The 12345-nt window shown below is 56.6% G+C and carries 13 protein-coding genes and 5 pseudogenes; 9 read left to right on the forward strand and 9 right to left on the reverse strand.

From position 1 onward, the window contains the following. Nucleotides 1-156, forward strand: a pseudogene (locus F8N80_RS21025) (YkgJ family cysteine cluster protein); the annotation flags it as partial. A 174-nt stretch (nucleotides 157-330) separates the two neighbouring features. On the opposite strand, the gene F8N80_RS21030 reads toward F8N80_RS21025, so the two are convergent. Then, complete coding sequence (locus F8N80_RS21030) at nucleotides 331-747, reverse strand: organic hydroperoxide resistance protein (RefSeq protein WP_150748351.1); 417 nt, start codon at nucleotides 745-747, stop codon at nucleotides 331-333. Between the two features lie 345 nt (nucleotides 748-1092). On the opposite strand from F8N80_RS21030, the gene F8N80_RS21035 reads away from it, so the two are divergent. After that, complete coding sequence (locus F8N80_RS21035; protein WP_150784595.1) at nucleotides 1093-1482, forward strand: c-type cytochrome; 390 nt, start codon at nucleotides 1093-1095, stop codon at nucleotides 1480-1482. On the opposite strand, the pseudogene F8N80_RS21040 reads toward F8N80_RS21035, so the two are convergent. From F8N80_RS21040 to F8N80_RS21050, 3 genes and pseudogenes are all read right to left on the reverse strand, one after another. After that, nucleotides 1483-1653, reverse strand: a pseudogene (locus F8N80_RS21040) (nuclear transport factor 2 family protein); the annotation flags it as partial. Between the two features lie 253 nt (nucleotides 1654-1906). Next, nucleotides 1907-2188: pseudogene (locus F8N80_RS21045) on the reverse strand (hypothetical protein); the annotation flags it as partial. A gap of 123 nt (nucleotides 2189-2311) precedes the next feature. After that, nucleotides 2312-2884: a chorismate mutase gene (locus F8N80_RS21050; RefSeq protein WP_150748348.1), complete on the reverse strand. Its 573-nt coding sequence runs from the start codon at nucleotides 2882-2884 to the stop codon at nucleotides 2312-2314. Between the two features lie 191 nt (nucleotides 2885-3075). On the opposite strand from F8N80_RS21050, the gene F8N80_RS21055 reads away from it, so the two are divergent. The 3 genes from F8N80_RS21055 (at nucleotide 3076) to F8N80_RS21065 (ending at nucleotide 6525) form a co-directional block, all read left to right on the forward strand. Beyond that, nucleotides 3076-4089: a GlxA family transcriptional regulator gene (locus tag F8N80_RS21055; RefSeq protein WP_191632958.1), complete on the forward strand. Its 1014-nt coding sequence runs from the start codon at nucleotides 3076-3078 to the stop codon at nucleotides 4087-4089. Nucleotides 4090-4172: 83 nt separating this feature from the next. Continuing rightward, on the forward strand, nucleotides 4173-4631 hold the full coding sequence (locus F8N80_RS21060; protein ID WP_150784596.1) for a metallophosphoesterase family protein: 459 nt from the start codon (nucleotides 4173-4175) through the stop codon (nucleotides 4629-4631). Between the two features lie 442 nt (nucleotides 4632-5073). Then, a complete protein-coding gene (locus tag F8N80_RS21065) occupies nucleotides 5074-6525 on the forward strand; it encodes a DUF1254 domain-containing protein (protein WP_224790732.1) in 1452 nt (483 codons plus the stop codon). A gap of 70 nt (nucleotides 6526-6595) precedes the next feature. On the opposite strand, the gene F8N80_RS21070 is transcribed toward F8N80_RS21065, so the two are convergent. Next, on the reverse strand, nucleotides 6596-6808 hold the full coding sequence (locus F8N80_RS21070) for a DUF1059 domain-containing protein (protein WP_020795174.1): 213 nt from the start codon (nucleotides 6806-6808) through the stop codon (nucleotides 6596-6598). A 347-nt stretch (nucleotides 6809-7155) separates the two neighbouring features. Here F8N80_RS21070 and F8N80_RS21075 point away from each other — a divergent pair, with 347 nt between their 5' ends. Further along, nucleotides 7156-8097 (forward strand): LysR family transcriptional regulator, encoded by a 942-nt coding sequence (locus tag F8N80_RS21075; RefSeq protein WP_150784597.1) that lies wholly within the window; start codon nucleotides 7156-7158, stop codon nucleotides 8095-8097. A 73-nt stretch (nucleotides 8098-8170) separates the two neighbouring features. Here the strand turns inward: F8N80_RS21075 and F8N80_RS21080 are convergent, their stop codons facing one another. Both F8N80_RS21080 and F8N80_RS21085 read right to left on the reverse strand, forming a co-directional pair. Continuing rightward, nucleotides 8171-8893: a hypothetical protein gene (locus F8N80_RS21080; protein WP_150784598.1), complete on the reverse strand. Its 723-nt coding sequence runs from the start codon at nucleotides 8891-8893 to the stop codon at nucleotides 8171-8173. Nucleotides 8894-8964: 71 nt separating this feature from the next. Beyond that, on the reverse strand, nucleotides 8965-9471 hold the full coding sequence (locus F8N80_RS21085; RefSeq protein ID WP_150784599.1) for a DMT family transporter: 507 nt from the start codon (nucleotides 9469-9471) through the stop codon (nucleotides 8965-8967). Between the two features lie 334 nt (nucleotides 9472-9805). Here F8N80_RS21085 and F8N80_RS21090 point away from each other — a divergent pair, with 334 nt between their 5' ends. Together F8N80_RS21090 and F8N80_RS21095 are read left to right on the forward strand one after the other, a co-directional pair. Beyond that, nucleotides 9806-10186 carry a hypothetical protein gene (locus F8N80_RS21090; RefSeq protein ID WP_191632963.1) on the forward strand — a complete coding sequence of 127 codons (381 nt, stop codon included), beginning with the start codon at nucleotides 9806-9808 and terminating at the stop codon, nucleotides 10184-10186. Further along, a pseudogene (locus F8N80_RS21095) lies at nucleotides 10113-10426 on the forward strand (OprD family outer membrane porin); the annotation flags it as partial. The gene F8N80_RS21090 and the pseudogene F8N80_RS21095, both read left to right, overlap by 74 nt. A 144-nt stretch (nucleotides 10427-10570) precedes the next feature. On the opposite strand, the gene F8N80_RS21100 reads toward F8N80_RS21095, so the two are convergent. Next, complete coding sequence (locus F8N80_RS21100; RefSeq protein ID WP_150784600.1) at nucleotides 10571-10930, reverse strand: DUF6124 family protein; 360 nt, start codon at nucleotides 10928-10930, stop codon at nucleotides 10571-10573. 729 nt (nucleotides 10931-11659) lie between these two features. Here F8N80_RS21100 and F8N80_RS21110 point away from each other — a divergent pair. Beyond that, entirely contained in the window at nucleotides 11660-12118 is a 459-nt protein-coding gene (locus F8N80_RS21110; protein ID WP_150784602.1) for a hypothetical protein, read from the forward strand. A 78-nt stretch (nucleotides 12119-12196) separates the two neighbouring features. On the opposite strand, the pseudogene F8N80_RS21115 reads toward F8N80_RS21110, so the two are convergent. Next, nucleotides 12197-12340 (reverse strand): annotated as a pseudogene (locus F8N80_RS21115) (transposase); the annotation flags it as partial. Nucleotides 12341-12345 lie beyond the last annotated feature (5 nt).

Raw genomic sequence — 12345 nt, forward strand, 5'->3', positions numbered from 1 at the left:
AAGGAATGTCCGACCGAGTCATGGGAAAAAGGACCGGATCTGATTGTGGGTGGCGAATTGGTGGATCAGGCGCTGGTGGAATTGATTCAACGCTCCCGTCAGGCGGATCGCGATGATATTCAGACCATGGTGGTTTGTGTGGTGTTATTGGGTATGCTTTTTTGTTTTTTTTTGTTGTTTTTTTTTTTTTTTTTTTAATGATACGGCGACCACCGAGATCTACACTATCCTCTTCGTCGGCAGCGTCAGAGTTGTATAAGAGACAGGTTGTGGGCGACGATCTCCTGGTCGCGGGACGAGCGAAAGAACAGGCTCAGCCGGGTGTGCCGGTCAAACGAGGTTGATCGTGATGTCGATGTTGCCACTGAGCGCCTTGGAGTACGGGCACCGCTGGTGTGCGTCATCCACCACTGCCCGGGCGACGGCAGGGTCCAGGCCCGGCAGGCTGACATTGAGGCGCGCCTGGAGGAAAAACGCTTCTTCGGTCTTGCCCAGGTCGATTTCGGCATCGACGGTGATGTCACTCAGGCTCAGCTTCATCGCCGCGGCCGCCTTGCCCATCGCGCCGATGAAGCAGGCCGACCAGCCTGCCGCCAGCAGCTGTTCAGGGTTGGTGCCACTGCCTGAACTGCCGGGCGGGGACAGCTTGATGTCCAGACGGCCATCGTCGCTTCGCGCTTCGCCGTTGCGCCCGCCAGTGGTGTGGGTCTTGCCGGTGTACAGCACGGTGTCGATTCGATTGATCATGGGTGGCTCCTGCTGGGGTTTTGGGTTCTTCAGCGGTAGGTCGCTGGATTTATCGGAGCAGCTGATGTCCGATGGCGCCCACTTTTCCACCCTCATGTAGTGCGTGTGTGTCCTGAACCGGCGGTTGTGTATCGCTGTGTACGATCGCCGGAAAACATACAGGCCGATACAAAACAAGGAGCTGTTCACGCGCCTGGCCAAGGTGCGCGGCTGAGTCGACATCGGGCCCGGCGCCCTCCCTGTGTCTTTGGCCGGGGAGGGCGTTTTTGCATATAAGTTTTGGTGTTGGAGCTTGCCATGATGAAATAGCCGCCTGTTTTTGCCGTAACAACACCTGGAACCGATATGAAAAACGCCGCCGTACTGACCTTCGCCCTGCTGCTCAATGCAGGACTCTGCAGCGCCCAGGCCGAAGCGGCCGGCGATGCTGAAGCAGGCGGCAAACTGTTCAAGCGGATCTGCGGTGGCTGCCATCAGGTCGGGGAGTCGGCGCGGGGCTCTTTTGGTCCGCAGCTCAACGGGATTTTCGGGCGCCCTTCAGGCAGCACGACGGACTACCTGTACTCCGACGCGATGAAAGCGGCCGGCATCGTCTGGACTCGCGAAACACTGACCGCGTACCTGGAAGATCCGAAGGGAGTGGTCCCCGGAACCCGAATGATTTTCTGGGGACTCAGCGATCCGGAAAAGGTCGACGACGTGCTGGCTTATCTTCAGACCTTTCAGTCGCAGTAATCAGGCTTTACTGGCCGCCAGGTAAGCGCCAAGGCGTTGTCCCATTTGTTCGCCCAAGGCTTGCAAGGCACTGAAGGGGCGGACCATCACCTCGAACTCGACGATTTTCCCCTGTTCATTGAAGCGAATCATGTCGATGCCCTTTAACGCTTTACCGTCGACGTTGGCGCTTGGAGATCGCCTGGGCACCCCGTGAATTGCGGGTTATTGCAGGTATAAAAAAACCGGCAGACGAGGCTAATGTCAGTCAGTTAAGCGAATGAGCCGCTTTTCTGTAGGAGCCAGGCTTGCCGGCGAAGGCGCTCTTAAGGACGCCTTCGCCGGCAAGCCTGGCTCCTACAGGTCCGATTTACCCTTAACTGACAGGCATTGGGCAGACGAGGCCGGGTTTTTCGTTGAGTGCTGCGGTAAAACCATTCATTTACGCCGCACGGCTTTCGATCAAACGATCAGAACCACCTTCGGCAACGCGATTCTCGATCAACCGATCCGAGCCATCCGCAGCCACGCGATTCTCGATCAACCGATCCGAGCCATCAGCCGCCACACGATTTTCGATCAACCGATCCGAACCACCCTCAGCCACACGACTTTCAATCAACCGATCCGAGCCGCCTTCAGCGACAACCGGGTGAGCAGAAGTAGCGGCAAAAGCGTTCACTGCAAAAACCGAGAAAGCGATGCTGAGGAGGATTTGGCGTTTCATGATTGTGTGCTCCGGGGTGTAGTTGTTTGGTATGGAGGCGATGTTACGCTCCGGAGTTTTTAAGAGAACTTCATTGAGTTAATGATGACTATTAACCCAGTCAATGGCTGGATCAGCCAGGGTTTACCGAGCAGCGATACACAGCTCGCCTGTAGCGCGTATCAACGCCTGACCATGCAAACCGTCCTTGATCAGGCTGGATCGGGCCTTGGCCAACCAGTCCTGGCAGTTCGGGTCGGTGCGATAGGGCACGAACCGGGCGTATTGCTGCAACAGGCGGTTCTGCAGTTCGTCCAGCTGCGGCCTGATCTGCTTGGTGAGGTCCGGCCGTGGCGTATCCGGCGCCTTGCCCGCCGCATGCCATTGCGCGATCAGGCCGTACTGCACCAGCTTGTTTGCCTCTATCTGAGCCCCGACCAGTTCGGCGACGTCGTCCGGGTCCAGCTTGCGCGCCACGGCCAGCTTCCTCGCGTCGGCGATGACTTGTGCTTCCCGGGCACTGTCCTGGATCGGCTTGCCGCTGTCCCACTTGGTCAACGCCACCAGATCGGCAATGTTCAGGCGCTCGTTCATCGTTGCCAGCAGCGGTTGCAAGCTGTCGGGGGTCGGCGAGGGCGTACTGGCCTGTGCGCCGCCAGCCAGTAAACCGAGCAGGGCGCAGGACAGCAGTTGTGGCAAGCGGGGGGAGCGGAGCATTGGCAGACCTCATTCGGACGCGGGATTCTCAATCAGGTTATGTACCACGGCAACGACGCAAGAATCATGCTTCCAGCTCGCCTGATCGGACGCATAATGGCGCTAGGGCTTTCTACGCTTGTGCAGGTAGCATGACGCTTTACCGGCGCGCCAAGCGACAGGCTGGTTAACGTAAACGAGTGGTTCAAACATTGATCGAACGACGTCAATTCAGCGGAGGCATGAAGGGTAAAAACCTCCGCTACCTGAATGAAAACCCTGGCCAGCCTGCCCAGATGACTCGAGCGGGCTTTTTGCTGCTCGAGCATTTCTCGCTGCCTGCGTTCACCCAGGCACTGGATACGATTGTCACCTCTAATCTACTGCGCCCCGGGTTGTTCTCATCGCGCACGTTCGGCCTGAATGACGCAGAAGTCGTCAGCGATCTGGGGCTGGTGATCCGCCCGGATGCACGCATCGATTCTGCAGCTATCCACGACCTGGATCTGTTGGTGATCTGCGGCGGCTACAGGACAGAACTGAAGGCCACCGAAGAGTTCATCAACCTGTTGCGAGCGGCGACAGACCAGGGTGTCACCCTGGCCGGATTGTGGAACGGTGCATGGTTCCTGGGCAGGGCAGGCCTGCTCGATGGCTATCGCTGTGCAATCCACCCCGAACATCGCCCCGCCCTCGCCGAAATCGCCAAGGCGACCCAGGTCAGCAGCGAACCCTATGTCATCGATCGCGACCGGCTCACCGCATCCAGCCCCTCCGGCGCCTTCCACATGGCGCTGGACTGGATCAAGGGCTTGCACGACAAAGCCCTGGTCGAGGGCATCGAAGACATCCTGGCGTTCGAGGAATCTCGCTACCGGCGCATCAAGCCCAGTGAAAACATCTGCGTGAGCGCGCCCTTGCGCGAAGTGGTGAAGCTGATGGACACCAACCTCGAAGAGCCGCTGGAGCTGGAGCAACTGGCGGTCTACGCCGGCCGCTCACGTCGACAGCTCGAGCGCCTGTTCAAGGAACAACTGGGAACCACGCCGCAGCGCTACTACATGGAACTGCGGATCACCGAAGCGCGCCGACTGCTGCAGCACACGGAGCTGTCCCAGGTCGACGTGCTGGTGGCCTGTGGGTTTGTGTCGCCCAGTCACTTCAGCAAGTGCTACAGCTCGTATTTTGGCTACCGGCCTTCCAAGGAAAAGCGCCTGGTGAAGTGACCACCAGGTTTTTGTGTTGCGACCTGAGCGCGTTGGCTTGGGTATCCTGTATTCACATTCATCAGCCTGCCCGGGAGCGGTGCATGAAAGTTGGCGTGATCTCCGATACCCACGGCTTGCTCCGCGCCGAAGCCCTGGCTGCCCTGGAGGGTTGCGAGCGGATCATTCACGCCGGCGACATCGGAACAGTCGAGATCCTCGAGCAACTGGCATCGATTGCCCCGCTGCACGTAGTACGCGGGAACAATGACCTGGACGCCCCCTGGGCAGACAATCTCGCCGACCGCCTGTGTTTCGACCTGAACGGTTGGCACACCTTCCTGGTGCACGACATTGCCGATGTCCCGGCGGCGCTGGATGCCGGGATAAAACTGGTGATCACCGGCCATTCGCATAAGCCCCGCATTGAATGGCGCGGTGAACGGCTGTACCTCAATCCAGGCAGCGCGGGGCGGCGCAGATTCAAGCTGCCGGTGACGCTGGCGTTGTTAGAGATGCTTGAGGGTACGATTGAGCCGCGGCTGGTTTCATTATTGGAATGACCCTCTGCTGAAATGCGGCCCCCAGAAAAAGGGACCGCTGCACAGCCCACACAACGTACAAATAACGGGCACGATCTTAACTGCACAAGGGGATGCTGGCTTTTTGTGATCTACACTCCCTGGGCGTGTGAGTTGGCGCCTCGCCACAGGATTTACTTAGTCGCTAAGTAAAGAGACAGACCTGAATTTCAGTTGGGTCGCGGTCTGGGTGGGGGCATGCCAGTCGATCAGCAAAAACCCTTGTCTGGCAATCGTGTATCAGGCGAGTTCGACAACGCCTGGATTGAAGCCCTGATCGCCAACATGACTTGGCACTACTGAAAAAAGTCGGGAGGGTTTCAGGCATTCAAATTATTTCACCGTGTCCATGAACACTCACGGTGCCAGCTTGCTCAACACTAACGAGGTGGAAATGAACAGGAAGTCTAACCGGGGCTGGACAATGGGCGCGGCACTCGTCGTAGTGGGTTCAACGCTTTTCGCGGGGTGTGCGAGCAAGACGGATCCGATCACGCAGGCAGACAAGGCCGATGTGGCCAAGGGCGTGCCCGCGCCGAGTCTCGAGCAGACCAAGGCGATCGCCGAGGAAGGCTTTATCTACGGCTTGCCGCTGGTCATGAACTACGCCGTGATGAACGAGTTCGCGGTGGACCCCAAATCCAGCCAGTTCAAGGCCCCCTTCAATCAACTGCACAACGAGCATCGGGTCGCGACCCCCGCTGACACCGCCGTCATTACGCCAAACAGCGACACCCCGTACTCGATGCTCTGGGCGGATCTGCGCGCAGAGCCGCTCGTGATCACGGTGCCGGCCGTCTCCAAAAAGCGCTACTACTCGATTCAGCTGATCGACGGCAATACCTATAACTACGGCTACATCGGCAGCCGGGCAACCGCCAGCGCGCCCGGGAGTTATCTGGTTGCAGGCCCCGACTGGAAGGGTGCGACACCTCCAGGCATCGACAAGGTGTTCACCTCCACCACCCCGTTCGGCCTGACCCTGATCCGGACCCAGCTGTTCAATCCGGCCGACATGCCAAATGTCGAGAAGGTGCAGGCGGGCTACAAGATCCAGCCGCTGTCCGCCTTCCTCCATCAACCCGCGCCGCCCGCTGCGCCGAAGATTGATTTCGTACCGGCTACCACGGAAGGCATCAAGGCCAACTTCTTCGAGTACCTGTCGGCCGCGATGCAGTATGTGCCAGCATCGGCTGACGACAAGGAGATTCGTGCCAGGCTGGCCAGCATCGGGGTAGGCCCCGGGCGGAACTTCGAATTCAAGGACCTCTCGCTCGAGCACAAGGCCGTGGTGCTGCTCGGGATGAAGGCTGGCGACGAAAAGGTCGACAAGTTTCTCTCGGGCGGAATGAAGAATATCAACGGCTGGAATGTCGGCGCGTTCTTCGGCGACCAAGCGTTCTACCAGACAGACTGGCTGAAGCGTGCCGGCGCCGCGAAGGGCGGTCTGTACGGCAACGACGCCGCCGAGGCGATGTACCCCTACACGCGCACTGACGGCAGCGGCCAGACGCTCGATACCAGCAAGCGCAACTACACGCTCACCTTCCCGGCCGGCAAACTGCCGCCAGTCAATGCCTTCTGGTCGGTGACCATGTACGACGGCAAGAGCCAGCTGCTGATCAAGAATCCGATCAATCGCTACCTGATCAATTCGCCGATGCTGTCGGCCATGAAGAAGAACGCGGATGGTTCACTGACGCTGTACATCCAGAAAGATTCGCCGGGCAAGGCCAAGGAGGCCAACTGGTTGCCGGCGCCTGACGACACGGTTTATCTCGTGATGCGCCTCTACTGGCCGAAGACCACACCGCCTTCGATTCTTCCCGCTGGCGAAGGCAGCTGGCAGCCACCGGCGCTGGTGGTATCGAAGTAGTGCGAGCTTATCGAAATGGGCCCCGCAGGTGCGTATGGATGACAATCCCATCCCCTGATGCCCCTGGATACTAAGCGGGACGCGGTGCTTCAACAGGCGGGGTGCCGTCGTGAAACATCGTCTTCAGTTGAGCACGCAGTTCCGGTGAGTCGGTGTGCTTGTGAACACTGACTGCATGCTGTGCGGCGGCCTCGAGCAGTTCGCTTTCAGAGTCTGCGGACAGTGCGACTGAGCATTGGGAATCGCTCGGAAACTCGCGGCAGTCGATGTATTTACGCGCCATGATATTTTCCTCCCTACGACGAAGGCAGGCCGTGGCCTGCGTGAACGATCGCTCGAAGCGTCACCCTATACATCAAACACGATTGCATGCCACATCGAGTGTGCCGACCCTTAAAGTATAGGCCCACCCGATGTCAGGGTAGTTGTGACAGGCATAGAAAACGGTCGCGGGAAAACAGGGAACAGATCACTCTGGACCGGTTCCTGACCGTCGCCAAGGGCAGCAAGCGACCTGATGCAGATGCTAAAAACCCGATTGTTTGGCACTAGCAGTCGTTCTCAAGCTGGGCAACTATTCATGTGATAAATTGATGAAAATCACTGCTTAGCGACTCGAGTATTCATTCGATGGATGAACTGCGCAGAATTGACCTCAACATGCTGGTAACGCTTCATGCGTTATTGGCCGAGAAACACGTCACGCGAGCGTCTGTCCGTTTGCATAAAAGCCAGCCAGCAGTCAGCCACGCCCTTGCTTTGCTCAGAGCCCATTTTGATGACCCTCTGCTCATACGGCGAAACGGATCAATGGTTTTGACGGCGAGGGCACGAGCGCTGGCTCAGCCGCTTCAGGATGCTTTGGGCAACCTGAACTCGCTGTTGGGCGCTCCGTCATTTGAGCCATCAACGGCAAAGGGCCGTTTCAGATTGTCGTTATCGGACTATGCGGCGCGGATCCTTCTGCCCCCGCTTGCCCAGAAAATTCGTCACGAAGCTCCTGGTATTGATTTGGCTATCAGTCAGGCAAGTCGAGAAATGATGATTTCTCAGCTTTTGGATGGTGAACTCGACCTTGCACTGGGCATCTTTCCCGAGGTTCCGGATGCCATTGCGCTTCAAGATCTCTTTTGCGAAGGATTCATCAGTCTCGCCGATAAAAAAGTATTGCCCGCGCGGGGCGGTCTTTCACTGAACGATTGGCTATCACGCCCGCATGTAATGCTCGCGCTTCGCCCTGATGCGAACGATGAGATCGAGCAGGCGTTGGCCGCGCGAGGTTTGAAGCGTCACATCGCCTTAGCTTTGCCCCACTGGAGCGCAGCGGTTGAAGTGCTTGCTGGTACCGATTTGATTCTTACGGTTGCCAGTCGCGCGGTAGGCCCGATGCGAAACCACAAATCGCTACGGCAATTCGAACCGCCCATTGAAATCCCCCGATTCGCCTATCAGCAGGCTTGGCACACCAGGAAAGAGGGTGATGCCGCACATCGCTGGCTGCGGGAAGCAGTATTCAAGTGCTCTCAGCCAAGCCATCAGGATTGCAGAGCAGGGCCTTTCAACTCGATTTGATGATTTGAGTACCCATCGAGATTTCAAATTTTAGATGGGTACTCTCCACGATGCGTGCGTCAAATTCGACGAATTACATGATCTTGGAAAACAGTTGAGGCACCTCACCCGAGAAGTCGACCCAGGGGTTAGTGTTCAGCAACTTGGCATGCGGCACGCTGGGTTCATCGAAGCGAATGGTGAAGCTTTCCGGCCCATGGGCATAAGCAACAATTACGCCCTGGTGCGGATCCATGTAGCCGGCGTGCATGCCGAAGCCAGGATAGCTGAGGCGCACGGCAGGCCCTTCAGGATTGATCTCATGCACGGTCAGACGCGCAAGGACGCCATCTGGCAGCACAAACATCCAGGTGAAAGCACCACCGGATACCACCGTCATCACTTCATCAATGCCCGCGCCGTTGTCCGAAGTGTTTACATGAAGACGACCATAACGATTCAGTGCCCATGTCCGCATCTCTGGAGTCATGGCTTTCATGTCGTAGACCTTTGGATAGGGCGCTGTATCTCCCTCGCGAGTACCCAGGTAGCCACCACGGTGTACCTCAGGAGTACGGCCTGCGAGGTGGATTTGCTCCAGCAGTTCAGCACGGTTGAGACTGAATATCGAAAGCAGCTTGTTTTGATCTTCTTCGCTGAGGGCGTTAATCAGCGAGGCTTTGAGAATCGGCTTGGCTTCTTCGGGAATGGAGACAGTGCTGGCGCGCACACCTACGCTGCGCAAGACAGCGTTGACGCTATCGATACCTTCAACATCGGAACGGCCATCGCTGAACTGAAGTTTTACGAAGTTCATCTTTGTTTCTCCTATCGTGAGTCAGAACGTTGCGGTTGCGTTGCGGGTTTGCATAAAACGGGTAAAGCGGGTTACTTGTTGATTTGGATAGCGCTGTTCTCAACCGTTGGAGTGCCGATGCCCTGAACTAGCAACACACCACCGAAGATGAGCACGACCCCTGCCAGTCGAGTGACAGTGATCGGTTTGTTGGCGAGTCCCATCAGCCCGAAATGGTCAACCAGGACGGAAGCTAAAATTTGTCCCGCTACGACGAGCAGTAGAAAACCGCTAGCCCCTAGCTGGGGAGTGATGGCCGTTGCGCTGCCTACATACACGGCACCCAAAATGCCGCCGATCCATAGCCACCAAGAACCCTGCAAAGCCTTGCCGACGTCAGGCGCAGATACCCGCAGGACTAACAGTGCAATCACCACCACAACGGTACTGACGAACAGCGAAGTTAACGCCCCCCAAAGCGGGTGCCCTAATGCTCGGCCGACGGCTGCATTGCTGGCAGCCTGGAAGGGCAGGACTGCACCTGCCAGCAATGCGGTACCCACCGGGATTAGTGCGAGAGCTACTGCCTTACTGAACATGGCATTCCCCTTTGGAGATGGCTGGTTTCGATGGGCAAATACTCTCCAATCCACAGGGATTATGGAAATCACATGTTTGCACATGCATTATTCATATGGTGGATGGTTTAGGACTCTGTAGCTCAGTAGCGATCAGTCGACTGAAAAGCCTGGATCTTCGAATTTTACTTTCAGGGCGCTAAAAGGTTACTGACTATTTGCCGCACGCTTAAGTTGAACTGAAGTGTCCTACTTTAAAAATCATCCATTGATCTGCGAACCCACAGCCAGTGAGATAGGCACGGCAGACAGTGCTCTGCCATCCGTTGACAATAAGAGAAAAGGTTCGCATTCCATGCGCAAGCTCGTAAAAATCCTGACCCTGGTTTCCTTCACCATCCTCGCTGCTCCATTCGCCACTCAGGCACAAGAAGCCTCCAAGGCGCAAAGTCCGGCCTTTATGGTGCATAAGTTAACGAACTTTCTTTACGCCATCGGCGAGCCCCACTACTACCAGAAGAACTATTCGTACTTGTTGGTGGGGACGGATCAGGCGCTGATGTTTGATTCGGGCGCTAACCAGAAAGAAAACATCACCCTATTGGCGCGCAAGATCACGGACAAGCCGCTCTCGATGCTGCCCTCACACCTGCATTTCGATCACGTTCAGCAACGTCGGTATCGGCAAGTTCATCGAAGAGGACGAGAAAACCTGGATGCTCAGCTACGGTTATGACTTTGCGCCCTTGGGCGTACCAGGCCTGACGTTCATGACCCGTTACCTGAAGGGCAACGATGGCAAGTCCGACACCCACATCAAAGAGTCCGAACGTGACACTGAATTGGCTTACGAATCCAGAGTGGTGCATTTAAAGGCGTGGGTGTGAAGGTGCGTAATTATGTCTATCGCGCGGACTTCGCACGCGGGCGCGATAGTAATCGGATTTATTTCACCTATGACATTGCAATCTGGTAAGGGGCGAAACAGGACAACGTACATGATCGACTTGAAAACGCCGATGTAGTGGTCGTAGCGTTCGCCAAAGTCAGAAGTGTTGGGTGGACAGGGTCCCCAAATAAAGGGACCCGCTGCACAGCCCGCATGGCTGACTCGTTCGCCTCAGGCGGGCGGATCGATCTGATCCAGCACCCGGTTCGCCGTGATTTCCGCCAGCATGATGCTGTTGGAAATGCCCAGCAGGGCGTTGCGCGACCCACCGTCCAGATGATCCACCAGGTGATGAACCATCACATCGACCGAGGCCAGTGTCTCGACTAAATAAACCACCAAGGTTTCGGTAGTGATCTCTGGGTCCACGGTAAACATCGTGCTGGGTGTGCGCGGGGTGGCTTTGATGTTGGCAGTCGATGGGACGTGGACGTCGAGGGCGCGTTCGGCGGCTTCGTTTAGATGGTTTGAATCAGATTCGTACGGGGAGATTGGATCGGTGTCCGGCGGGTTTGGTGAAGGCTTCTTCATGTTCTGAGTTTCCCAATGGTTGCCAACCCTCCTGCTGCTAAACGAAGAGGGGTGGCAGCTGCACGCAGGTTAGCAGACCGGGAAAACTCAGAAAACCGGCGCGCCCGAGGGCGCCCTACGTACAGCTACCATCAAGGACAGGCAATGAAATACCTGCATGACAGATGCACGCACAACCGAGTTGTCGCGGGCTGCTAAACCCGATCACTGATGGGCAGTGACGCGAATCAAGTTACCGAGCAACCCCAAGGCGCACAAGCCGGCGGATTCTGGCGTAACCGTAGGCAACGGCGCAAGGTCTTGTAGCTTTCAGGAAACAAGCAGTAGGGCGCTTAAACACGCGCCTTGCGCGGACGTTTAAAGTGAGTGAGCGAACATTTCTGAACGCGTTTGCTAGGGCGTTTGCAGTCGGCATCATCGGCGCGGAAGTATTTGAACGAAACCACTCATCGATACAGCGCATCTTGGCGGAAACAGGGGGTATCAGCCCCCGCTGTACGGCGCAGGATATCTGGGCTTTGACATATCTATGCCGCGCAACTATACCCAATCCACGTCACGTCACGTTTGGAGCGTGATGGGGAAGTTTACGGCGGGGCCCCACTCTAATTGCCCCAGAGCATGCTCGCGCCGCATACCTTCCTGCCTAGCTTGCACACCCCTTAGCGTCGATGCGGCCCTGTAGGGGTAGGCTCCAAATGAGCACATTTTTTTGAAGGGGAAATTATTATGGCCCAAGATCCTCCCGCCTTTCATATGGAGGAATTCAAACAGCTAAAGTCCGAGATTGGTACGTTGTTGCAGCGGATTGAAACGCTCATCAAGTTTTCCCTGTTTGGTGGAGTAGCCATTTACGCGTGGATACTCACCAATGTCCCAAAGAGTGGTGCCACAGGCTCCAGCAGCCAGAGCGTCGAATTTCTAGTGGCAGCCGCTTACCTTCCGCCTGCCTTGCTTTTCTTTTCAGCGAGCCTCTCAGCCGTGACGTATATGCACGTGAACGTCATGGCTCAATACCTACGCCGTCTCGAAGCCTTGCTTGGGTTTGTACAGTACGGATGGGAGGCGCACTGGGCCAAGTCACCTCGCTCCATAACCTATGCATTGGTTGGTTTCTTCGTCTTACTGCTGATTGTGGAGATAATCGTAAGTTACTACCTAAGTCTTAGCTTGCAATCACGCCCCTAGCCGACATAAAGGTAAAGCGCCGATCCACAGGCGCAAAGGTTGGGGGCCACTTGCTGCGAAGGGCGTGTCCGGGATTAGTTGACCACTACAATTCTTGGAAAACGTGGAGTGATTGGGGATGTCGTCTTCAAGGCTCAACCGAAAAAACTAATGATACGCCAGGTTCAAATGAGCTTCTTCGCACAACCGGCGCTCGGAGCGAATACCGTAGCAGTAGCCCAGTCAGA

The organism is Pseudomonas fluorescens (assembly GCF_902497995.1).
Classification (GTDB): domain Bacteria; phylum Pseudomonadota; class Gammaproteobacteria; order Pseudomonadales; family Pseudomonadaceae; genus Aquipseudomonas; species Aquipseudomonas fluorescens_BK.